Below are 20,730 nucleotides of genomic sequence, written 5' to 3'. Positions count from 1 at the left end.
GTGGTTGCCCCGGAACCGGGACGGGTAGACGGGCGTCGTACCCCTGTTCCCCTCCACCGCGGTCGCGCGTCCTGGCCGCTCCCAGCCGAAAGCGGGTTACTGCGATGTCCAGCAACCTCCCACCCACAGGACCTCCGAGCAGCCCACCGCCGTCGGGCCCCCCGCCGTCGGGCCCCCCGCCGTCGGGCCCCCCGCCGTCCGGCCCCCCGCCGTCCGGCCCCCCGCCGTCCGGCCTGCCGCCGTCCGGCCCGCCCGAGTTCCTCGACAGCGGCGCGGGCGGCCACGTGCCGCCCCACCAGCCCGGGGGTGCGTCCTCGGGCGGCGGCAGGCGCAAGGGCCTGCTCGTCGGCGGCGGTGTGGTGGGGGCGCTGGCCGTCGCCGGCGGGGCGTTCGCGGTCTACCAGGTGGTCTTCGCCACCGGTCCGCAGCCCGCCGAGGCGCTGCCGGACTCGACGATCGCCTACGTCAGCGTCGACCTCGACCCCAGCGGCAAGCAGAAGCTGGAGGCGCTCGACACCCTGGAGAAGTTCCCTGCGTTCGCGGAGAACGTCGACGTCAGCAGCGACGACGACCTGCGCCAGGTGCTCTTCGAGTACGTCCAGGACGAGTCCGGCGCCTGCGGCGACCTGTCCTGGGACGACGAGGTCGAGCCCTGGCTCGGCAACCGGTTCGGGTTCGCGGCGGTCGACGTCGGCAAGGAGGTCGCCGGCAACGACGACGGGATCGCGCCCGTCTTCGTGCTCCAGGTCGAGGACGGTGACGCGGCCGAGGAGGGCCTGGAGAAGGCCAGGTCGTGCGTCGTGGACGAGGACGACACGTCCACCGACGGCGCCAGCGAGGAGGAGGACGAGCCCTCCGACCCGTTCGGCTGGTCGGTGCAGGGCGACTGGGTGATCATCGCCGAGGACGACGACATCGCCACCGCGGTGACCGACGCCGCCGACGAGGCACCGCTCGCCGACGACGGCGACTTCGAGAAGTGGACCGAGGCCGCCGGCGACGCCGGCATCCTCACCGCCTACGTCGCGCCGGAGGCCGGCGAGCTGATCGCCCGGGCCGTCGAGAGCCCCTTCTTCGGCGACGACGAGGTCTGCGCGGCGTCGCCCACCCTCCCCAGCGACGGCCCGGCCGACGAGCCGACCTACGGTGACGAGGAGTACGACTTCGAGGCCTCCTGCGGCGACGGCGCGTCCAGCGACGAGTCGGGTGAGGACGAGTCGGACCAGGCGCTCAAGGAGATGTTCGCCGACTTCGAGGGCGCCGCGCTCACCGTCCGCTTCGACGACGGCGGCGTCGAGGTCGAGTCGGCGTCCAGCGTCGACTTCCTCGGCCTCGACAAGATCTACGACACCGACGGGGGCGACGACGTCGTCGCCTCGCTGCCCGACGACACCGCGATCGCGGTGGGCATGGGCTTCGAGGAGGGTTGGTTCACCGCCGTGACCGACTACGTCGAGACCCTGGGCGGCGACATGCTCGACGTCGAGGAGGCCATCGCGACGCTCGAGGCGGAGACCGGGCTCGAGCTGCCCGAGGACGCCGAGACCCTGACCGGCGAGTCGGCCGCGCTCGCCATCAGCGGCGACTTCGACCCCGAGGCGCTCGAGGACGACCCGACCGGCCAGCCGCTCGGCCTCAAGGTCAAGGGCGACCCCGGCGCGATCACCGACGTCATCGACCGGCTCCTGGAGAACCCCGAGGTCGGCGACGAGGTCAAGGACACCTTCGCCTACCAGTCCGACGACGAGCACGTGGTCGCCGGCTTCTCCGAGGAGTGGAGCGACCAGCTCCTCGAGGGCGGTGACCTCGGCGAGACCAGCGCCTACCGCGACGTCGTGCGCAGGTCCGACGAGGCCGCCGCGGTGGTCTACGTCAACTTCGAGACCGGCGACTGGCTCCAGCGCGCCGTCGAGGCCGAGGACGCCGGCGAGGAGGTGCTCGAGAACATCGCTCCGCTCCGCGCCTTCGGCATCTCGGCCTGGACCGACAGCGACGACGTCTCGCACAGCGTGATGCGGCTGACGACCGACTGACGGGTGGCCGACCCCGGCCGCCGCGTCAGGGGCGGGCGATCGGGGCGGTGGTGGCGCCGGTGACCGAGACCAGGTCGGCGGGGGCGAGCTCGAGGTCGAGGCCGCGGCGCCCACCCGACACCAGGACGGTCGGGTGGTCGAGGGCGCTGACGTCGACGACCGTGGGGTGCGCGCGCTTCTGGCCGACCGGCGAGATCCCGCCCACGACGTACCCGGTGGCGCGCTCGGCGGCCGCCGGGTCGGCCATCTGCGCCTTGCGGCCCCCGACCGCCCGGGCCAGGGCCTTGAGGTCGAGCTGGCCGGTGACCGGGACGACGCCCACGACCAGTCGGCCGTCGACGTCGGCCAGCAGGGTCTTGAGCACCCGGGCCGGATCGACCCCGAGGGCCTCCGCCGCCTCCAGCCCGTACGACGTGGCGCGCGGGTCGTGGGTGTACTCGCGGGGGGTGAACCCGATGCCGGCCTGGCTGAGGGCGACGGTGGCGGGGGTGCCGCCGTGGGGCTTGGTCTTCTTGGCCACGGGTCTTTGTCTACCGGGTCTGGGTCGGCGTTGCCCGGACCCGCACCGGGTCTCGACGCGCCCGCACGGCTTCGCAGGGTGTCTGCTCGCTCAGTTCGGGTTCCAGCGGGTGCGGGCGACCTCGGTGGCCGGCAGCGAGGCGATCACGTTCATCGCGCGCAGCTCGGTGCGCAGCAGGTCGGTGACCAGCACGAGCCGCTCCTCGGCGTCGTCGGCCTCGAGGAGCGCCTGGCGCTCGGGGAGGGGCAGGGGGGCGCAGGCGGCGAGGGTCCAGGACAGGTACCCGGGGTCGCGGGGGAGGGCGCCCTCGTAGGGGTCGGACCGGATCTCCGAGAGGGCCTGGCGGTAGGCGGTGAACGTCGCGCGCGCCCGGTCGAGCACGTCGGGGTCGACGGTGGCCTCGGGCTCGGGCTTGTCGACCACGTGACCGACGGGGAACAGCCCGGTCGTGTCGAGCCGGTCGAGCTGGATCCGGCCCAGGCCGACCGCGACCACGTCGAAGGTGCCGTCGGGGTGGGACTCGACCTCGGTGAGCAGCGCCTTGCAGCCGACCCGGAACAGCGACTGCGCCCCGTGGTCACCGATCTCGTAGCCCTCGCGGATGCCGACCGACCCGAAGACCCGCTCGGTGGGGTCGTCGATGCGCAGCAGGTGGTGGACCATCGCCCGGTAGCGGTCCTCGAAGATCCGCAGCGGCACCGTGAGGCCGGGGAACAGCACCGAGTTCAGGGGGAACATCGGCAGCTCGAGGGTCACGCCGTCAACCTATACGCGCCCCGTCACCCCGAAGGGCGACGCACGACGGCCCGCGCCGTGATGCTCGGCACGCGTCAGGTCGCCGCCAGCAGCATCAGCGCCAGCGACACCTCGATCGAGGCGCCGAACACGTCGCCGGCCACGCCGCCGAGCCGACGTACGGCGCGCCGGACCAGCCAGGCGGTCGCCGCCAGGGCCGGCAGCACGCAGAGCGGGCCGCGCCACCACGGCAGGTCGGCGACGACGAGCACGGCCGTCACCACCCCGGTCAGCACGGTCCAGGCCAGCACGACGACCCACGGCGGCACCGCGCCGACGTACGTCGCGGCGAGGCCGGTCGAGCGGGTCGCGGGGATGCCGCGCGCCGACATCACCGTCGCCGCACCGCGTGCCACGCAGACCAGGACGCCGGCGACGAGCGGTCCCCACGGCAGCGACAGCAGCGCGGCGCAGGCGCCGACCTGGATGCCGAGCACCAGCACCAGGGCGGCCGCCCCGGCCGGCCCGGCGTCGCCCTGCTTCATCACCGCCAGCGAGCGCTCGGCGTCGTAGCCGCTGGTGAGCCCGTCGACGGTGTCGGCCAGGCCGTCGAGGTGGAAGGCCCGGCTGCCCAGGGCCAGCGCCGCGACCGCGAGCGCCGCCACCGCGACCGGGGCGAGGCCGAGCTCGCGCCCGCCCCACAGGAGCACGGCGACCAGCGCGCCGAGCGGCGCGACGAAGACCGGCGCGAGCACGATGCCGGGCACCGTGACGTCGCGGCCGAACGAGCGTGGGGGAGTGACCGGGATCGCGGTCAGCGTGCCGACCGAGAACCGCAGCACCTCCAGCGCCCTCACGACAGCACCTCGGCGAGCAGGGCGACGTCGCGCAGCAGCACCGCGGCCGACCGCACGAGGGGGACGGCGACGAGCGCGCCGCTGCCCTCGCCCAGGCGCATCCCCAGGTCGAGCAGCGGCTCGAGACCCAGCGCGTCGAGCGCGGCGACCTGGGCGGGCTCGGTCGAACGGTGCCCGGCGGCGCACCAGGCCGAGACGCCGGGTTCGAGCCGCTCGGCGACCAGCGCCGCAGCGAGCGTGACGACCCCGTCGAGCAGCACCGGTACGCCGCGGCGCGCCGCGCCGACGACGTACCCGGTCATCGCGGCGAGGTCGGCCCCGCCGAGGGCGGCCAGCGCCTCGACGGGGTCGGCGACCCGGCCACCCGCGCGCTCGACGGCCGCGCCGACCACGGCGACCTTGCGGGCGAGCCCGGCGTCGTCGACCCCGGTGCCGCGCCCGGTCACCTCCGCGGCCGGGAGGCCCAGCAGGGCGGCGACCAGGGCGGCGGCCGCGGTGGTGTTGCCGATGCCGACCTCGCCGACGACCAGCAGCTGGGCGCCGGCGTCGACCTCCTCGGCCGCGACCCGCTCACCGAGCGCGAGCGCGGCCCGCGCCTCCTCGGGGGTCACCGCGTCCTCGTGGTGGATGGCGCCGCTCGGTCGGCCCACCGACATGTCGAGCACCCGCACGGTGACGTCGTGCGCAGCGCCGAGAGCGGAGGCCACCGCGCGGCGCTCCGCCATCAGCCCGACCATCGCCGGCGTGACCTCGGCGGGGTAGGCGGAGACGCCGTGGGCGGCGACGCCGTGGTCGCCCGCGACCACGACGGCCCGCACCCGTTCCAGCGCCGGAGGAGGGCACGCGCCCTGCGTCGCGGCCCACCAGGTGGCGAGGTCGCCGAGCCGCCCGAGCGCCCCCGCGGGGGTGGCCAGCGACGCCAGTCGCTCCTCGGCCTCGGCGCGGACGGCGGCACTCGGGGGGCTGATCACCGCGTCACGGTAGTGAGCCCCGTCCCACCCGGCGCTGCCGGGTCGGAGGGGTGAGGCGACCTTCCCTAGAATCGAGCCATGATCCGCCGAATCGACCTGCGCGGTCGGACCCTGTCGTCGCCCGACGACTACCGGTCCGTCGTCCCCCGCGCCGACTTCGACGTCGAGGCGGCGGTCCCGGCGGTCCACGAGATCTGCGAGGCGGTCCGGGTGCGCGGCCTCGACGCGATCCTGGAGTACAACGCCCGCTTCGACGGCGGCACCGCCGGCGACGACGTCCGGGTGCCCCCGGCCGCCCTCGCCGCAGCGCTCGAGGAGCTCGACCCGGCCATCCGGGCGGGCCTCGACGAGTCGATCCGCCGGCTGCGGCTGACCTGCGCCGAGGAGCTCGAGACCGACGCGGTCACCGAGCTCGGCCCGGGCGCCGTCGTCACCCACCGCAAGGTCCCGGTCGACCGCGTCGGCCTCTACGTGCCCGGCGGCCTGGCCCCGCTGGTCTCCAGCGTCCTGATGAACGTCGTCCCGGCCCAGACCGCGGGCGTCGGCTCCATCGCGCTGGCCAGCCCGCCGCAGCGCGACTTCGGCGGCCTGCCGCACCCCACCATCCTCGCCGCGTGCGCGCTGCTCGGCGTCGAGGAGGTGTACGCCGTCGGCGGGGCGCAGGCGATCGCGATGTTCGCCTACGGCACCGGCCCGTGCCGCAAGGTCGACCTCGTCACCGGCCCCGGCAACATCTACGTCGTCACCGCCAAGCGGCTGCTCAAGGGTCTGGTCGGCATCGACTCCGAGGCCGGCCCCACCGAGATCGCCGTCCTGGCCGACGACACCGCCGAGGCGGCCCACGTCGCCGCCGACCTGGTCAGCCAGGCCGAGCACGACCCGCTCGCGGCCGCCGTCCTCGTGACGCCGTCCGAGCGGCTCGCCGACGAGGTGGAGGTCGAGCTCGACAAGCAGGTCCCCGCCACCAAGCACACCGAGCGCATCCGCACCTCGCTCACCGGGGCGCAGTCGGGCGTCGTCCTGGTCGACGACCTCGAGCAGGGCCTCGCGGTCGTCAACGCCTACGCCGCCGAGCACCTCGAGATCCAGACCGCCGACGCCGCGGCGTGGGCCGCCCGGGTCCGCAACGCCGGCGCGATCTTCGTCGGCCCGCACGCCCCGGTCAGCCTCGGTGACTACTGCGCCGGCTCCAACCACGTGCTGCCCACCGGTGGCTGCGCCTGCCACTCCTCGGGCCTGTCGGTGCGGGCGTTCCTGCGCTCCATCCACGTCGTCGACTACACCCGCGAGGCGCTCGCCGAGGTCGCCGACCACGTGGTCACGCTGGCCGAGGCCGAGGACCTGCCGGGTCACGGGGCCGCGGTCCGGGTCCGGTTCGAGGCCTGAGATGACCTTCCCGCCCCTGCGGGAGGAGCTGCGCGGCATCGAGCCGTACGGCGCCCCCCAGCTGGACGTGCCCGTCCAGCTCAACGTCAACGAGAACCCCTACGCGCCGTCGGTGGCCGTCGTCGCCGACATCGCGACGTCGGTCGCGCACGCGGCGACGACCCTCAACCGCTACCCCGACCGCGAGCTCACCGAGCTGCGCACGGCCCTGGCGGCCTACCTCGGGCACGACGTCCGGCCCGAGCAGGTGTGGGCCGCCAACGGCTCCAACGAGGTGATGCTGCAGCTGCTCCAGGCCTTCGGCGGCCCGGGCCGCACGGCGGTCAGCTTCGCGCCGACGTACTCGATGTATCCCGAGTACGCCCGCGACACCAGCACCCGCTGGGTCACCGGCCGGCGCGAGGACGACTTCAGCCTCGACCTCGACGCCGCGCGCGCCCTGGTCGAGGCCGAGCGACCCTCGGTGGTGCTGCTGCCCTCGCCCAACAACCCCACCGGCACCGCGCTGCCGCCCGAGGCGGTCACCACGCTGTGCGAGGCCGTCGGCGACACCGGGATCGTCGTGGTCGACGAGGCCTACGGCGAGTTCCGCCGTACCGGGACGCCGTCGGCGCTCGAGCTGCTGCCGGGGCGGCGCAACCTCGTGGTCACCCGCACCATGAGCAAGGCGTTCGCCGCCGCCGGCCTGCGCCTGGGCTACCTCGCCGCCGACCCGGCCATCTGCGACGCGATCCGCGTCGTCCGGCTGCCCTACCACCTCTCCGCCGTCACCCAGGCCGCCGCCCTGGCCGCCCTCCGGCACGCCCCCGAGCTGCTCTCGCGGGTCGACGACCTGCGGGCCGAGCGCGACGCGACGGTGACCTGGCTGCGCGCCCAGGGGCTCGAGGTCGCCGACTCCGACGCCAACTTCGTGCTCTTCGGCACCTTTGCCGACCGCCACCACGTGTGGCAGAACCTGCTCGATCAGGGCGTCCTGATCCGCGAGACTGGCCCCGACGGCTGGCTGCGCGTCTCGATCGGCACCGCCGAGGAGATGACCGTGTTCCGCGACGCCCTGACGTCCACCATGGCCCGCACGATGCCCGCACGATGAAGGAGCAACGATGACCCGCACCGCCCGTGTCGAGCGCCAGACGTCCGAGTCCAAGGTGCTGGTCGAGGTCGACCTCGACGGCTCGGGGCGCCACGACATCTCCACCGGCGTCGGCTTCTACGACCACATGCTCACCGCGTTCTCGCGGCACTCGCTGGTCGACCTGACCGTGCAGACCGCGGGCGACGTCCACATCGACGCCCACCACACGGTCGAGGACACCGCCATCGCGCTCGGTCAGGCGCTGCGCCAGGCACTCGGCGACAAGGCCGGCATCCGCCGCTTCGGCGACGCCACGGTGCCCCTCGACGAGGCGCTGGTCCAGGCCGTCGTCGACGTCTCCGGCCGCCCCTACTGCGTGCACACCGGCGAGCCCGAGGGCCAGCAGTACGTCGCCCTCGGCGGCTCCGGCGTGTCCTACCTCGGCTCCCTGACCCGGCACGTCTTCGAGACGCTGGCCTTCCACGGCCACCTCGCCCTGCACGTGCGGGTGCTCGCCGGGCGCGAGCCGCACCACCTGGTCGAGACGCAGTTCAAGGCCGTGGCCCGGGCGTTCCGCGACGCGATCGCGCTCGACCCCCGCGAGACGGGCATCCCCTCCACCAAGGGCGCACTGTGAATCCATCCGTCGTCGTCCTCGACTACGGCTCGGGCAACCTCCGCTCGGTCGTCCGCGCCGTCGAGCGCGCGGGAGCCGACGTGACCCTGACCTCGGACTTCCAGGCCGGGCTCGACGCCGACGGTCTCGTCGTCCCCGGCGTCGGCGCCTACGCCGCGTGCATGGCCGGGCTCCGCGAGGTCAAGGGCGACCGGCTGATCGGACGCCGCCTCGCCGGCGGCCGTCCGGTGCTCGGCATCTGCGTGGGCATGCAGGTGCTCTTCGAGCACGGCGTCGAGCACGGCGTCACCAGCGAGGGCTGCGCGGAGTGGCCGGGCACCGTCTCCCGGCTGCAGGCCGACGTCGTCCCGCACATGGGTTGGAACACCGTCCAGGCGCCGGGAGGGACCGGCCTGTTCGCCGGCATCGCCGACGAGCGCTTCTACTTCGTCCACTCCTATGCCGCACGCTCCTGGGACCTCGTCACCACCGGCCGCACCCAGGAGCCGCTGGTCACCTGGGCCGAGCACGGTGGCGACCGGTTCGTGGCCGCCGTCGAGAACGGCCCGCTCTGCGCCACCCAGTTCCACCCCGAGAAGTCGGGCGACGCCGGGGCCGCGCTCCTGCGCAACTGGGTCGGCGGACTCTGAGCCGTGGCCGCCGGGGAACGCGCCCGCCGTCGGGCCGAGCGCGAGCGCGAGGTCGCGCAGGCCGAGACCGCGCGCCTCGCCGACGCCGAGCGGGAGGCCCGCCGGGCCGCCCGGCGTTCGCGCCTGACGGGGTGGCTGCCGCGGTCGTCGGGCCAGGCCGGCACCCTCGCCGCCCGCCGCCGCCAGCAGACCGGCCTGGCGCTCGCGATGGTCGCCGCCGTCAACGTGCTGGTGTGGCTCGGCACCACCGACTGGCCGGCCCGGGTGTTCTTCCTGCTCCTGTCGCTCCTCCTCACCCCCATCGTCATCCACCTCCTGACCCGGAAATGAGCCCCGCGTGAGCCACCTCCAGCTGCTGCCCGCCGTCGACATCACCGAGGGCCGGGCCGTCCAGCTCACCCAGGGCGTCGCCGGCTCCGAGAGGGCCTACGGCGACCCGGTCGCCGCCGCGCGCCGGTGGCAGGACGCCGGCGCCGAGTGGCTCCACCTCGTCGACCTCGACGCGGCCTTCGGGCGCGGCACCAACCGCGAGCTGCAGGCCGAGATCGTGGGCGCCCTCGACATCGACGTCGAGATGAGCGGCGGCATCCGCGACGACGAGTCGCTCGAGGCGGCGCTCGCCACCGGCTGCCGGCGGGTCAACATCGGCACCGCCGCGCTGGAGTCGCCGGAGTGGTGCGCCCGGGTGATCGCCGAGCACGGCGACCGGGTCGCGATCGGCCTCGACGTCCGTGGCCGCACGCTGGCCGCCCGCGGCTGGACCCGCGAGGGCGGCGACCTCTACGAGGTGCTGGCGCGCCTCGACGCCGAGGGCTGCGAGCGCTACGTCGTCACCGACGTCAACAAGGACGGCATGCTGCAGGGCCCCAACCTGCAGCTCCTGCGGGACGTCTGCGCCGCCACCGACCGCCCGGTGATCGCCTCGGGCGGCGTCACGACGCTCGCCGACATCGAGGCCCTGATGGGCCTGGTCGACGACGGCGTCGAGGGCGCGATCGCCGGCACCGCGCTCTACGAGGGCCGGTTCACCCTCGAGGACGCGCTCGCCCTCACCCGGGGCACGTCGTGAGCCTCGCCGTCCGCGTCATCCCCTGCCTCGACGTCGACGCCGGGCGGGTGGTCAAGGGCATCAACTTCCTCGACCTGCGCGACGCCGGCGACCCGGTCGAGCTCGCCCGCAGCTACGACGCCGAGGGTGCCGACGAGCTCACCTTCCTCGACATCTCGGCCTCGCACGAGGGTCGCGCGACCACGATGGAGATCGTGTCCCGCTGCGCCGAGGAGGTGTTCATCCCGCTCACCGTCGGTGGCGGCGTGAGCAGCGTCGACGACGTCGACCGCCTGCTGCGCGCCGGCGCCGACAAGGTCGCGGTCAACACCGCCGCCATCCACCGGCCCGAGCTGGTCGCCGAGATCGCCGACCGCTACGGCAACCAGGTGCTGGTGCTCTCGGTCGACGCGCGCCGGGTCGCCGGACCCGCGCGGACGGCGTCCGGCTTCGAGGTCACCACCCACGGCGGCCGCAGGTCCGCCGGCCTCGACGCGGTCGAGTGGGCCGCGCGCGCCGCCGAGCTGGGGGCGGGGGAGATCCTGCTCAACGCCATGGACGCCGACGGCACCCAGGACGGCTTCGACCTCGACCTCCTGCGCCTGGTGCGCGAGGCGGTCTCGATCCCGGTCATCGCCTCCGGCGGCGCCGGCCGCGCCGACCACTTCGCGCCGGCCGTCGACGCCGGTGCCGACGCGGTCCTGGCCGCCACCGTCTTCCACTTCGGCACCCTGCGCATCCGCGACGTCAAGGACGCGCTGGTCACGGCGGGGCACCCGGTGCGCTGACCCGCGCCGACTTGACCTCGAGTGCACCTGAGGTCGTTGACTGGCGCTGCGGGCCCCGCCCGGGTGACCGCGACCGTCGGTCCCCGGGAATAGCCTGCCCGGGGCGGCGGGTTGCCGCCCGGGACCCCCGAGCCAGGAGCACCGTGACCGACACCGTCCAGCACGTCGACACCGACGACGTCGTCGACGACCCCGGCGCCGACGTCGACCACGACGGCGACGGCGACGGCGTCAGCGACCTGGGGCGCGGGTCGACCGGCGCGGGGTTCAAGGTGCTGTGGGTCGGCATCCGGCGCGAGCCCGTGGTCTTCACCCTGGCCACGCTCGGCAGCCTGCTGTTCGGCGCCCTCACCGTGGCCGACGCCTGGGTGCTCGGCTGGGCCACCGACGAGGTCGTGCTGCCGGCGTTCGAGACCGGCGAGGTCGAGGCGAGCCTGCTGTGGGCGGTGCTCGGGCTGTTCGTCGGGGTGGCGATCCTGCGCGCCGTCGGCATCGTCGCCCGCCGGGTCGGCGGCGGGATCATGTACTTCCGGCTGCAGGCCCACCACCGCCGCGCCGTCACCCGCCGCTACCTCGCGCTACCGCTCGAGTGGCACCAGCGGCACCCCACCGGCCAGCTGCTCTCCAACGCCAACGCCGACGTCGAGGCCGCGTGGGCGCCGATCATGCCGCTGCCGATGGCCGTCGGCACCGTGGCCATGATGGTCATCGCGGTCGCGCAGATGTTCGCCGCCGACCTGGTGCTGGCGCTGGTCGGGCTGATGGTCTTCCCGGCGGTGATCGCCGCCAACGTCGTCTACCAGCGCTACTCCCAGGGCTGGGTGACCCGCGCGCAGCAGCTGCGCGCCGAGGTCAGCGAGATCGCCCACGAGTCCTTCGACGGCGCCATGGTCGTCAAGACCCTGGGTCGCGAGGGCGAGGAGGCCGAGCGCTTCGCCCGCAAGGCCCATGAGCTGCGCGACGTCAACGTGCGGGTCGGCCGCATCCGTGCGGCGTTCGACCCCACCCTGGCCGCGCTGCCCAGCCTCGGGGTGCTCGTCGTCCTGGGGGTGGGGGTCTCCCGGGTGACCAGCGGCGCGGCGGCGCCCGGCGACGTCGTGACCGTCGCCTACCTGCTGACCATCGTCAGCTTCCCGATCCGCTCGATCGGTTGGGTGCTGGGTGAGTTCCCGCGCAGCGTCGTCGGCTACGAGCGCGTCGACCGGGTGCTGCGCAGCACCGGCGAGATGCCCTACGGCGTCGCCGAGGCGCCGTCGGCCACCGGGGGTGCCCGGCTCGAGGTCGACGCCCTCCACTTCGGCTACGTGCCCGGCCAGCCGCTGCTGCACGACCTGTCCTTCGTCGTCGAGCCCGGGCGCACGGTCGCCCTGGTGGGGGCGACGGCGTCGGGCAAGAGCACCCTGACCACCCTGCTGACCCGCCTCGTCGACCCCGATGCCGGCACGGTGCGGGTCGACGGGGTCGACGTCCGCGACCTCGCCCGCGGCGAGCTCGCCCGCGTCGTCTCGATCGTGCCGCAGACGCCGTTCCTCTTCGACGACACCGTCCGCGGCAACGTCACCCTCGGCCTCGACGTCCCCGACGAGGAGGTGTGGGCGGCGCTGCGCACCGCGCAGGCAGACGGCTTCGTCGCCGCGCTCCCCGAGGGCCTGTCCACCCGCCTCGGCGAGCGCGGCACCTCGTTGTCCGGCGGGCAGCGCCAGCGCATCTCGCTGGCCCGCGCCCTCGTGCGCCGGCCGCGACTGCTGGTGCTCGACGACGCCACCTCGGCCGTCGACCCCGAGGTCGAGGCCCGGATCCTGGCCGCGCTCCGCGAGGGCGGCCACGACAGCACCCTGGTCGTGGTGGCCTACCGCAAGGCGACCATCGGCCTGGCCGACGAGGTGCTCCACCTCGCCGACGGCCGCGTCGCCGACCGCGGCACCCACGCCGAGCTGCTGGCGCGCTCGACGGCGTACGCGCGGCTGGTCAACGCCTACGAGCAGGAGCACGAGCCCGAGGAGGTCCCGTCGTGACGGCCGTGCAGCCCGAGCGTGCCGCCTCCCACTCCGGCACCGCGATGACCACGGGGGAGGAGCTCGGCGCGATCGAGACCATCCGCCGCGGCATCCACCACTCGCCCGAGCTCAAGGAGGGGTTCGGCGTCACCCTGCTGCTCGCCGTCCTCGCCTCGGCCGGCCAGGTCGTGGTGCCGGTCGCCGTCCAGCAGACCCTCGACCGCGGCCTCGCCGGGCCGGACGGGCCCGACACCTCCTTCACCGTGCTGATGGCCTCCGTGGCGGGGGTGGCGGTGCTGCTGACCAGCGTGGCCAGCTACGGCATGACCAGTCGACTGTTCCGCACCGCCGAGCGCGGGCTGGCGACGCTGCGCACCAAGGCGTTCCGCCACGTCCACGACCTCCCGCTGCTCACCCAGAACACCGAGCAGCGCGGGTCCCTGGTCTCCCGGGTCACCAGCGACGTCGACCAGGTCAGCCAGTTCCTGGTCTTCGGCGGGCTGATCTTCGTGGTCAGCGTCGGTCAGGTGCTGATCGCGACCGTCGTGATGCTCGTCTACTCCTGGCAGCTGACCGTGGTGGTCTGGCTCTGCTTCGCGCCGCTGTTCCTCTCCTTGCGGTTCTTCCAGCGCAAGCTGTCCGAGGCCTACGGCGTCGTGCGTCGCCAGGTCGGCTCGATGCTCTCGGCGATCTCCGAGCCCGTCGTCGGGGCGTCGGTCGTCAAGGCCTACGCGGTCGAGGCCCGCACCCAGGCGCGCATCGACGAGGCCGTCGCGATCCACCAGCGCGCCAGCACCCGCGCCCAGGGCTTCACCGCGGTCTCGTTCTCCCTCGGCGGCCTCTCGGCGGGCCTGGCCAACGCCGGCGTCATCATCGTCGGCATCTGGCTCGGCTTCGACGGCGACATCAGCGCCGGCACGGTGCTGGCGTTCGCGTTCCTGGTGACCCTGTTCGTCGGGCCCGTGCAGATGGGCACCCAGATCCTCACCGACGCGCAGAGTGCGATCGCCGGCTGGCGCCGCGTGATCGGCATCCTCGACACCCCCGCCGACCTCGTCGACCCCGGCGCCGACGGCCACGAGCTGCCGCGTGGGCCGATCGACGTCCGCTTCGAGCACGTCGACTTCGCCTACCCCGGCGGCCCACCCGTGCTGCGTGACGTCGACCTGGCCATCGACGCCGGACGCCGCGTCGCGATCGTCGGCGAGACCGGGTCGGGCAAGTCGACGTTCGCCAAGCTGCTCACCCGCCTGATGGACCCCAGCAGCGGCGCCGTGCTCCTCGACGGCATCGACGTGCGCGACATCGCCGCCGGCTCGCTGCGGTCCGGGGTCGTGCTGGTGCCGCAGGAGGGCTTCCTCTTCGACGACACGATCACCGCCAACGTCCGCTACGGCCGGCTCCACGCCACCGAGGCCGAGATCCGCGCCAGCGCCGACGAGCTCGGTCTCGGCGACTGGCTGGCCGGCCTGCCCGACGGTCTCGAGACCCGCGTCGGCCAGCGCGGCGAGTCGCTGTCGGCGGGGGAGCGGCAGCTGGTGGCGCTGCTGCGGGCCCACCTGGCCGACCCCGACCTGCTGGTCCTCGACGAGGCCACCAGCGCGGTCGACCCGCGCCTGGAGATGCGCATCGGCCGGGCGCTGGAGCGCCTGATGTCGGGCCGCACCAGCGTCACCATCGCCCACCGCCTCTCCACCGCCGAGAACTCCGACGAGGTCGTGGTCGTCGACGACGGGCGGGTGGTGCAGCGCGGCCCGCACGCCGAGCTGGTCGCCCAGGAGGGCTCGGTCTACGCCGGGCTGCACCGCAGCTGGGTCTCGCAACAGGGCTCCGGGAGCCCGGCGAGCTCGCGAGCCGAGGTCCCGACCAGCGCCGCAGATTGAGGAGCGCTCGGCACACCGGGGAGCGCAGCGACCGGGTGTGCGACGCGTCTCGAGATCCCCGGGGCTGGTGTGGGGCAGTCACCCGGACGTCGGGCGCCCTGTTGAATGGACGACGTGAGTCTCGACCCCGCCATCGCCGACCGCCTCAAGCGCACCCCGGACCCCACGCCCGGGGGTGACGGCCGGGGCCTGGTCGCGGCGATCGCCCAGCAGCACGACACCGGTGAGGTGCTGATGCTCGGCTGGATGGACGACGAGGCGCTGCACCGCACGCTCACCACGGGCCGGGCGACGTACTGGAGCCGGTCGCGGCAGGAGTACTGGGTCAAGGGCGACACGTCGGGCCACGTGCAGCAGGTCCGGCAGGTCCGCCTCGACTGCGACGGCGACACCGTCCTGCTCGCGGTCGACCAGACCGGCGCGGCCTGCCACACCGGCGCCCGCACCTGCTTCGACGAGGGCCTCCTGGATGGCTGAGGCCTCGCGGCGTTCCACCTTCGGGCCCACCGTCGTCGGCGGGCTCGCGGCGGGCGTCGCCGCTGCCGTGATCGGCAACCGCGACTGGGTGCGCATCGACGACGGCGGCAACGGCGACGGCGCGTTCGCCTCGACGGTGTCGATCGGCGGCGACCTGACGGCCCCGCCGGTCACGGCGACGGCACTGGTGCTGCTCGCCTCGTGGGGCGTGCTGCTCGTCACGCGGGGGCGGGTACGACGCGGGGTCGCCTGGCTCGGTTTGGTGGCGGCGGTCGCCGTCCTCGGGTTCGCGGTCGCCGCCTGGCTGCGGCTCCCCGGCGACGTCGCCGACGACCTCGCCAACCTCGACGTCGAGGTCGGTCGCTCGGTCTGGGCCCACCTCGGGGTGCTGGCCGGCGTGGTCGCCGTGGCGACCGCGCTCCTGGCGGTCCGCGGCGTCGGCCGGTGGCCCGAGATGGGGCGCCGCTACGACGCCCCCGACGGCGGCGCGGCGCCCGCGCCCGACGCGTCGCCCGAGGAGCAGAGCAGCCTCGACCTGTGGAAGGCGCTCGACGAGGGTCGCGACCCGACGGAGGGGCCCCGCCCGTAGACTGGCGGCGTACCTGCCACACCGTCGTCCGCAGCCCCGAGGAGCCCCGCATGTCCGACAACCACGGCAACACCCCGGCCGCCTGGACCGCTGTCGCGGTCGCGCTGGTCGGCTTCGTCGTCGGCGCCGTGGGGCTGATGCTCGACCCGATCAGCTTCCCCGTCTTCTGGGTGGGGGTCGGGCTCAACGTCCTCGCCGGGGTGCTCTACGTGGTGATGGGCAAGATGGGTCTGCACGAGTCGAGCCACTGACCCCGTGACCGCCCCGGCGCTCCGGGCGCGGCACGGCCGTGCCCGCCGGGTGCTCGCGCCGGGTGCGACGATCGTGGGCCTCGGAGCGGCGACCGTGGCGCTGGCCCTGCGTGACCCGCACCAGAAGGGGTCGTGGGGCCTGTGCCCCAGCGCGGCGCTGGGCTTCGACTGTCCCGGCTGCGGCGGCCTGCGCGCCGTCAACGACCTCGCCCACGCACGGGTGCTCGACGCCGCGTCGAGCAACCTGTTCCTCGTCGCCGCGATCCCGGTCCTCGTCGCGCTCCTCGCCCGGTGGGCCCACGACGCGTGGCGCGGCACCGAGCGGCCCGCCTCGGCCCTCACGACGCCGCTGCTCGTGATGGCCGCCGTGGTGCTGGTGACGTTCACCGTGCTGCGCAACCTGCCGCCGTTCGGCTACCTCGCGGCCTGACCGGTCAACCCGGTCGGGGCGGGGCGGGCCGGCGGGGCCTCAGGCCGGCGAGAGCCAGGTCCACCCGGGCACGTTGCGCAGCGCCCAGTAGGTGAGCACGGCCGCCAGCAGCGCCCAGATCCAGCCGGCCGGGATGCGGGTGGGGTGGGGTGCGTCGCGGCCCAGCAGCCGCAGCCCCCAGCAGACCCAGGTGACGCCGAGGGCCACCACGGCCGCCAGGACCAGCGGGTTGCGCTGCAGCGCCCCGACCGGGTCGCCGTGCAGGAGCGCGTGCCCGGCGCGCAACGAGCCGCAGCCCGGGCAGTAGGCGCCGGTGACCGCGAGGAAGGGGCAGGTCGGGTAGTGACCGGGTTCGTTCGGGTCGAGCGCGAACAGCACGGCGGCGCCCCCGAGGGCACCCGCCGTCGTCACGGCGAAGCCCGCGACCGCGCGCCGACCCCGGTGGGTCGGCGGCGGCGCGGGCTCCGTGTCGGGGGCCGTGGCTCCCGAGGTGCTCACCGGTCGGCTCAGTCGTTGCCGCTGACGCCGATGGCGACGAACAGGATGATGTAGAGGATGCCGACGACGAGACCGGCGACCGCGCTCCAGATCGCGAACTGCTTGGCCTTGCGGGCCGACTCCTGGGCGCCGTGGGCGTCACCGGAGGCCCACTTGCCGTTGACCTGGGCGGCGAAGACGATCGAGACGACGCCGAGCGGCAGGCAGCACAGCACGGTGCTCAGGATCGCCCACACCAGGTTGTTGTTGGGGGGCGGGCCGGCCGGCTGGCCGCCGTAGGGGCTGCCGCCGCCGTAGGGATTGGAGGGCGGGGGTGCGCCGTAGCTCATGGGGTTGTCCTTCCAGTGGGCCTTGGAGGGTCCAAGGGGTCGCGGCTGACCCTAAGGGTTGCCGTGCCAGACTTCGACGAGAACACCCCATGTATTCAGCACCGGAGGAACTGGCGATGTCCGTGCTCGACGACCTGGTCGCGGGCGCCCGCCTCGACCTGGCCCGGCGCGAGGCGCGGCTGCCGCTCGCAGAGGTGCGGGCCGCGGCGGCCGACGCCCCTGCTCCGCGCGACCCGATGCCCCACCTCCGGGCACCCGGCTCGAGCGTGATCGCCGAGGTGAAGCGGCGCAGCCCCAGCAAGGGGCACCTGGCCGAGATCCCCGACCCCGCCTCGCTGGCCGTCGACTACGCGGCGGGCGGCGCGGCCGCGATCAGCGTGCTGACCGAGGAGCGCCGCTTCGGTGGCAGCCTCGACGACCTGCGGGCCGTCCGCGCGGCGGTCGACGTCCCGCTGCTGCGCAAGGACTTCATCGTCGAGACCTACCAGCTGGTCGAGGCCCGCGCGGCCGGCGCCGACCTGGCGCTGCTGATCGTGGCGGCGCTCGACGACGACACGCTGCGGCGCCTGCACGACGAGGCGCGGGGGCTGGGGCTGAGCGTGCTGGTCGAGGTGCACGACGAGGCCGAGACCGAGCGCGCCGTCGCGCTGGGCGCCGAGCTGGTCGGCGTCAACGCCCGCAACCTCAAGACCCTCGAGGTCGACCCCGATGTCTTCGGCCGGCTGGCGCCCCTGGTGCCCGCCGACCGGGTGCTGGTCGCCGAGTCCGGCATCACCGACGAGCGCGACGTCGCACGCTACGTCGCCGAGGGGGCGCGCGCCGTGCTGGTGGGCGAGGCCCTGGTCAAGGACGGCGACCCGCGCGGCGCCGTCACCAAGCTGACAGGAATCGAGTCATGAGCTCACCCCACGACGTCCTTCGCTTCCCCCGCTTCGCTCCTCCGTCGAACGACGCCGCGGGGACCCCGAGATGACGGCCTACGCCGCCGACGCCCAGGGTTGGTTCGGCGGACCCGCCGGTGGCTGGGGCGGCCGGTTCATGCCGGAGGCCCTGATCGCGGCGCTCGACGAGCTCGACGCCGCCTGGCAGAAGGCGATGGTCGACCCGGCCTTCAGCCACGAGTTCGACCACCTGCTGCAGAACTACGCCAACGTGCCGAGCCCGCTCTACGAGGCCCACCGCCTCAGCGACCGCGCCGGTGCGCGGATCCTGCTCAAGCGCGAGGACCTCAACCACACCGGCGCCCACAAGATCCGCAACGTGCTCGGGCAGGCGCTGCTGACCAAGCGGATGGGCAAGAAGCGGGTCATCGCCGAGACCGGTGCCGGCCAGCACGGCGTCGCCTCCGCCACCGCCGCGGCGTACCTCGGTCTGGACTGCACGGTCTACATGGGCGAGGTCGACACCGAGCGGCAGGCGCTCAACGTCGCCCGGATGCAGCTCCTCGGCGCCGAGGTCATCCCGGTCACGAGCGGGTCGCGCACCCTCAAGGACGCGATCAACGAGGCGCTGCGCGACTGGGTCGCCAGCGTCGACCACACCGCCTACCTCTTCGGCACCGCCGCCGGGCCCCACCCGTTCCCGAGCCTGGTGCTCAGCTTCGTGCGCGGCATCGGCGACGAGGCGCGCCGCCAGTGCCTCGACCTCACCGGCGCGCTGCCCGACGCCGTCACGGCGTGCGTCGGCGGCGGGTCCAACGCGATCGGCCTGTTCGCCGGGTTCCTCGACGACCCCGGCGTCGCGATCTTCGGCTTCGAGCCCGGCGGCGACGGCGTCGACACCGGGCGCCACGCTGCCACCATCAGCGCCGGCGCGGTCGGCGTCCTGCACGGGGCACGCACGTTCGTGCTGCAGGACGACGACGGCCAGACCGTCGAGTCCCACTCGATCTCCGCCGGCCTCGACTACCCGGGCGTCGGCCCGCAGCACGCCTTCCTGTCCGCCGAGGGCCGGGCCACCTACCGGCCGGTGACCGACCGGGAGGCGATGGAGGCGATGGCGCTGCTCTCGCGCACCGAGGGCATCATCCCGGCCATCGAGTCCGCACACGCGATCGCCGGTACCGTCGCCCTGGCCCAGGAACGCCCGGGCCAGACGCTGCTGGTCAACCTGTCCGGCCGCGGCGACAAGGACATGGCCACGGCCCTGGAGTACTTCGGACTCGGCCAGGCGGCGCCCGTCGAGGACCCGCAGGACGCCACCCCCGAGCAGCAGTAAGGAACAGATGAGCGTCTCCACCGCCTTCGAGCAGGCCCGCGCCGACGGCCGGGCCGCCCTCGTGGGCTACCTCCCGGCCGGGTTCCCCGACGTCGAGGGCGGCATCGACGGCCTGCGCGCCATGGTCGACGCCGGCTGCGACGTGATCGAGGTCGGCCTGCCCTACAGCGACCCGGTGATGGACGGGCCCACGATCCAGGCCGCGGCGCAGCAGGCGCTCGAGCTCGGCGTGCGCACCACCGACGTGCTGCGCACCGTCGAGGCCGTCGCGGCCACGGGCACCCCGACCGTGGTGATGACCTACTGGAACCCCGTCGAGCGCTACGGCGTCGAGAAGTTCGCCGCCGACCTGGCCAGCGCCGGGGGAGCGGGGTTGATCACCCCCGACCTCACCCCCGACTTCGCGCCCGAGTGGATCGCCGCCGCCGACGCCCGCGACCTCGACAAGGTCTTCCTGGTCGCCCCCTCCTCCACCGACGAGCGCATCGCGATGACCACGGCCGCGTGCCGCGGCTTCGTCTACGCCACCGCGGTGATGGGCGTCACCGGCGCCCGGACCACCACCAGCGACCTCGCCGGGCCGCTCGTGAGCCGCACCCGCGCGGCCACCGACCTGCCGGTCGGCGTCGGGCTGGGCGTCAGCACCGGCGACCAGGCCGCCGAGGTGGCGTCGTACGCCGACGGCGTGATCGTCGGCTCGGCGTTCGTGCGGGTGCTGCTCGACCACGCGCACGACCGCGCGGCCGGGCTGCGGGCGCTGACGGCGCTGACCGCCGACCTCGCCGAGGGAGTACGTCGTGGGCGCTAGGGCGTGGGCCGCGGCGGCGCTGGCGGGGGCGCTGCTCCTCACCGGCTGCGGCGGCGACGACGAGCCACGACCGTTCGCCGGCGAGGTGCTCGGCAACCCCTACACCGTGCCGGACACCCCCCTCACCGACACCGACGGTGAGCCGTTCTCGCTCGCCGCCGACACCGACAAGCCGCTGACGCTGGTGTTCTTCGGCTACGTCAACTGCGTCGACGTCTGCCCCGCGGTGCTCAACCACCTCGCCTCCGCGCTCACCCGGCTCGACGACTCCGACCGGGAGAAGGTCGAGGTCGTCCTGGTCACCAGCGACCCCGTCAACGACACCCCCGAGTCGCTGCGCACCTACCTCGACCGGTTCGACCCGTCGTTCGTCGGTCTCGACGGCGACTTCGACACCGTCGCCGCGGTCGGCCGCGACCTCGCCGTCGGCATCGACCGCGCCGACCCGGGGGGCCACACGACCCAGGTGATGGGGATCGACAGCAGCGACGAGTCTCCCGTCTACTGGGGTGCCGAGACCAGCCCGGCCGAGTTCGCCGACGACATCCACACGCTGCTCGAGGAGTCCTGAC

The 20,730-nt window shown here is 74.4% G+C and carries 24 protein-coding genes; 18 read left to right on the top strand and 6 right to left on the bottom strand.

The window, feature by feature from the left end:
- The first annotated feature begins 104 nt into the window (after positions 1-104).
- Positions 105-2,033 carry a DUF3352 domain-containing protein gene (locus AC4MBH_RS05525; RefSeq protein ID WP_491793346.1) on the top strand — a complete coding sequence of 643 codons (1,929 nt, stop codon included), beginning with the start codon at positions 105-107 and terminating at the stop codon, positions 2,031-2,033.
- Between the two features lie 25 nt (positions 2,034-2,058).
- Here the strand turns inward: AC4MBH_RS05525 and ybaK are convergent, their stop codons facing one another.
- The 4 genes from ybaK to cobT all read right to left on the bottom strand — a co-directional run bounded on the left by ybaK (position 2,059) and on the right by cobT (position 5,116).
- Positions 2,059-2,553, bottom strand: coding sequence for a Cys-tRNA(Pro) deacylase (ybaK, locus tag AC4MBH_RS05520; RefSeq protein WP_491793345.1), 495 nt, complete (start codon positions 2,551-2,553; stop codon positions 2,059-2,061).
- 90 nt (positions 2,554-2,643) lie between these two features.
- The gene (locus AC4MBH_RS05515) at positions 2,644-3,309 is read right to left on the bottom strand and encodes an LON peptidase substrate-binding domain-containing protein (protein WP_491793344.1); all 666 of its coding nucleotides are present in this window, start codon (positions 3,307-3,309) and stop codon (positions 2,644-2,646) included.
- 74 nt (positions 3,310-3,383) lie between these two features.
- The gene (locus AC4MBH_RS05510) at positions 3,384-4,145 is read right to left on the bottom strand and encodes an adenosylcobinamide-GDP ribazoletransferase (RefSeq protein ID WP_491793343.1); all 762 of its coding nucleotides are present in this window, start codon (positions 4,143-4,145) and stop codon (positions 3,384-3,386) included.
- Positions 4,142-5,116 (bottom strand): nicotinate-nucleotide--dimethylbenzimidazole phosphoribosyltransferase, encoded by a 975-nt coding sequence (cobT, locus tag AC4MBH_RS05505; protein WP_491793342.1) that lies wholly within the window; start codon positions 5,114-5,116, stop codon positions 4,142-4,144. Before cobT ends, AC4MBH_RS05510 begins: the two co-directional genes overlap by 4 nt.
- A gap of 78 nt (positions 5,117-5,194) precedes the next feature.
- Here cobT and hisD point away from each other — a divergent pair, with 78 nt between their 5' ends.
- The 13 genes from hisD (at position 5,195) to AC4MBH_RS05440 (ending at position 16,306) form a co-directional block, all read left to right on the top strand.
- The gene (hisD, locus tag AC4MBH_RS05500; protein ID WP_491793341.1) at positions 5,195-6,502 is read left to right on the top strand and encodes a histidinol dehydrogenase; all 1,308 of its coding nucleotides are present in this window, start codon (positions 5,195-5,197) and stop codon (positions 6,500-6,502) included.
- 1 nt (position 6,503) lies between these two features.
- Positions 6,504-7,595, top strand: a complete 1,092-nt coding sequence (locus tag AC4MBH_RS05495; RefSeq protein ID WP_491793340.1) for a histidinol-phosphate transaminase — start codon at positions 6,504-6,506, stop codon at positions 7,593-7,595.
- A 10-nt stretch (positions 7,596-7,605) separates the two neighbouring features.
- Positions 7,606-8,214 carry an imidazoleglycerol-phosphate dehydratase HisB gene (hisB, locus tag AC4MBH_RS05490; RefSeq protein WP_491793339.1) on the top strand — a complete coding sequence of 203 codons (609 nt, stop codon included), beginning with the start codon at positions 7,606-7,608 and terminating at the stop codon, positions 8,212-8,214.
- Complete coding sequence (gene hisH / locus AC4MBH_RS05485) at positions 8,211-8,843, top strand: imidazole glycerol phosphate synthase subunit HisH (protein ID WP_491793338.1); 633 nt, start codon at positions 8,211-8,213, stop codon at positions 8,841-8,843. Before hisB ends, hisH begins: the two co-directional genes overlap by 4 nt.
- 3 nt (positions 8,844-8,846) lie before the next feature.
- The gene (locus tag AC4MBH_RS05480) at positions 8,847-9,173 is read left to right on the top strand and encodes a hypothetical protein (RefSeq protein ID WP_491793337.1); all 327 of its coding nucleotides are present in this window, start codon (positions 8,847-8,849) and stop codon (positions 9,171-9,173) included.
- A 7-nt stretch (positions 9,174-9,180) separates the two neighbouring features.
- The gene (gene priA, locus AC4MBH_RS05475; protein ID WP_491793336.1) at positions 9,181-9,912 is read left to right on the top strand and encodes a bifunctional 1-(5-phosphoribosyl)-5-((5-phosphoribosylamino)methylideneamino)imidazole-4-carboxamide isomerase/phosphoribosylanthranilate isomerase PriA; all 732 of its coding nucleotides are present in this window, start codon (positions 9,181-9,183) and stop codon (positions 9,910-9,912) included.
- Positions 9,909-10,679, top strand: coding sequence for an imidazole glycerol phosphate synthase subunit HisF (gene hisF / locus AC4MBH_RS05470; RefSeq protein ID WP_491793335.1), 771 nt, complete (start codon positions 9,909-9,911; stop codon positions 10,677-10,679). Before priA ends, hisF begins: the two co-directional genes overlap by 4 nt.
- 143 nt (positions 10,680-10,822) lie before the next feature.
- Positions 10,823-12,694: an ABC transporter ATP-binding protein gene (locus tag AC4MBH_RS05465; protein ID WP_491793334.1), complete on the top strand. Its 1,872-nt coding sequence runs from the start codon at positions 10,823-10,825 to the stop codon at positions 12,692-12,694.
- Positions 12,691-14,559, top strand: a complete 1,869-nt coding sequence (locus AC4MBH_RS05460; RefSeq protein ID WP_491793333.1) for an ABC transporter ATP-binding protein — start codon at positions 12,691-12,693, stop codon at positions 14,557-14,559. Before AC4MBH_RS05465 ends, AC4MBH_RS05460 begins: the two co-directional genes overlap by 4 nt.
- A 105-nt stretch (positions 14,560-14,664) precedes the next feature.
- Positions 14,665-15,036 carry a phosphoribosyl-AMP cyclohydrolase gene (gene hisI / locus AC4MBH_RS05455; protein WP_491793332.1) on the top strand — a complete coding sequence of 124 codons (372 nt, stop codon included), beginning with the start codon at positions 14,665-14,667 and terminating at the stop codon, positions 15,034-15,036.
- A complete protein-coding gene (locus tag AC4MBH_RS05450) occupies positions 15,029-15,625 on the top strand; it encodes a Trp biosynthesis-associated membrane protein (RefSeq protein ID WP_491793331.1) in 597 nt (198 codons plus the stop codon). The genes hisI and AC4MBH_RS05450 overlap by 8 nt, the downstream gene beginning before the upstream one ends.
- A 50-nt stretch (positions 15,626-15,675) precedes the next feature.
- Positions 15,676-15,876: an HGxxPAAW family protein gene (locus AC4MBH_RS05445; RefSeq protein ID WP_491793330.1), complete on the top strand. Its 201-nt coding sequence runs from the start codon at positions 15,676-15,678 to the stop codon at positions 15,874-15,876.
- 4 nt (positions 15,877-15,880) lie between these two features.
- A complete protein-coding gene (locus AC4MBH_RS05440) occupies positions 15,881-16,306 on the top strand; it encodes a DUF2752 domain-containing protein (protein ID WP_491793329.1) in 426 nt (141 codons plus the stop codon).
- A 39-nt stretch (positions 16,307-16,345) separates the two neighbouring features.
- Here the strand turns inward: AC4MBH_RS05440 and AC4MBH_RS05435 are convergent, their stop codons facing one another.
- On the bottom strand, positions 16,346-16,804 hold the full coding sequence (locus tag AC4MBH_RS05435; protein WP_491793328.1) for a DUF2752 domain-containing protein: 459 nt from the start codon (positions 16,802-16,804) through the stop codon (positions 16,346-16,348).
- A gap of 8 nt (positions 16,805-16,812) precedes the next feature.
- The gene (locus AC4MBH_RS05430; protein ID WP_491793327.1) at positions 16,813-17,133 is read right to left on the bottom strand and encodes a CD225/dispanin family protein; all 321 of its coding nucleotides are present in this window, start codon (positions 17,131-17,133) and stop codon (positions 16,813-16,815) included.
- 116 nt (positions 17,134-17,249) lie between these two features.
- On the opposite strand from AC4MBH_RS05430, the gene trpC reads away from it, so the two are divergent.
- The 4 genes from trpC (at position 17,250) to AC4MBH_RS05410 (ending at position 20,729) form a co-directional block, all read left to right on the top strand.
- Positions 17,250-18,032 (top strand): indole-3-glycerol phosphate synthase TrpC, encoded by a 783-nt coding sequence (gene trpC, locus AC4MBH_RS05425; RefSeq protein WP_491793326.1) that lies wholly within the window; start codon positions 17,250-17,252, stop codon positions 18,030-18,032.
- Positions 18,033-18,102: 70 nt separating this feature from the next.
- On the top strand, positions 18,103-19,350 hold the full coding sequence (gene trpB / locus AC4MBH_RS05420) for a tryptophan synthase subunit beta (protein WP_491793325.1): 1,248 nt from the start codon (positions 18,103-18,105) through the stop codon (positions 19,348-19,350).
- 7 nt (positions 19,351-19,357) lie between these two features.
- Positions 19,358-20,158, top strand: a complete 801-nt coding sequence (gene trpA, locus AC4MBH_RS05415) for a tryptophan synthase subunit alpha (protein WP_491793324.1) — start codon at positions 19,358-19,360, stop codon at positions 20,156-20,158.
- On the top strand, positions 20,148-20,729 hold the full coding sequence (locus AC4MBH_RS05410; RefSeq protein ID WP_491793323.1) for an SCO family protein: 582 nt from the start codon (positions 20,148-20,150) through the stop codon (positions 20,727-20,729). The genes trpA and AC4MBH_RS05410 overlap by 11 nt, the downstream gene beginning before the upstream one ends.
- The last annotated feature ends 1 nt before the right edge of the window (position 20,730 follow it).

Source organism: Nocardioides sp. WJ219 (assembly GCF_058559815.1).
The sequence above is the reverse complement of the archived record's forward strand: the minus strand, read 5'-3'. Positions and strand labels throughout refer to the sequence as shown.

Excerpts from the sequence above, each read along its gene's own strand:
- trpA (WP_491793324.1), top strand. The coding sequence starts at position 19,358 with ATGAGCGTCTCCACCGCCTTCGAGCAGGCCCGCGCCGACGGCCGGGCC.
- hisD (WP_491793341.1), top strand. The coding sequence starts at position 5,195 with ATGATCCGCCGAATCGACCTGCGCGGTCGGACCCTGTCGTCGCCCGAC.
- AC4MBH_RS05445 (WP_491793330.1), top strand. The coding sequence starts at position 15,676 with ATGTCCGACAACCACGGCAACACCCCGGCCGCCTGGACCGCTGTCGCG.
- trpC (WP_491793326.1), top strand. The coding sequence starts at position 17,250 with ATGTCCGTGCTCGACGACCTGGTCGCGGGCGCCCGCCTCGACCTGGCC.
- trpB (WP_491793325.1), top strand. The coding sequence starts at position 18,103 with ATGACGGCCTACGCCGCCGACGCCCAGGGTTGGTTCGGCGGACCCGCC.
- AC4MBH_RS05450 (WP_491793331.1), top strand. The coding sequence starts at position 15,029 with ATGGCTGAGGCCTCGCGGCGTTCCACCTTCGGGCCCACCGTCGTCGGC.
- hisB (WP_491793339.1), top strand. The coding sequence starts at position 7,606 with ATGACCCGCACCGCCCGTGTCGAGCGCCAGACGTCCGAGTCCAAGGTG.
- AC4MBH_RS05430 (WP_491793327.1), bottom strand. The coding sequence starts at position 17,133 with ATGAGCTACGGCGCACCCCCGCCCTCCAATCCCTACGGCGGCGGCAGC.
- hisI (WP_491793332.1), top strand. The coding sequence starts at position 14,665 with ATGGACGACGTGAGTCTCGACCCCGCCATCGCCGACCGCCTCAAGCGC.
- AC4MBH_RS05525 (WP_491793346.1), top strand. The coding sequence starts at position 105 with ATGTCCAGCAACCTCCCACCCACAGGACCTCCGAGCAGCCCACCGCCG.
- AC4MBH_RS05495 (WP_491793340.1), top strand. The coding sequence starts at position 6,504 with ATGACCTTCCCGCCCCTGCGGGAGGAGCTGCGCGGCATCGAGCCGTAC.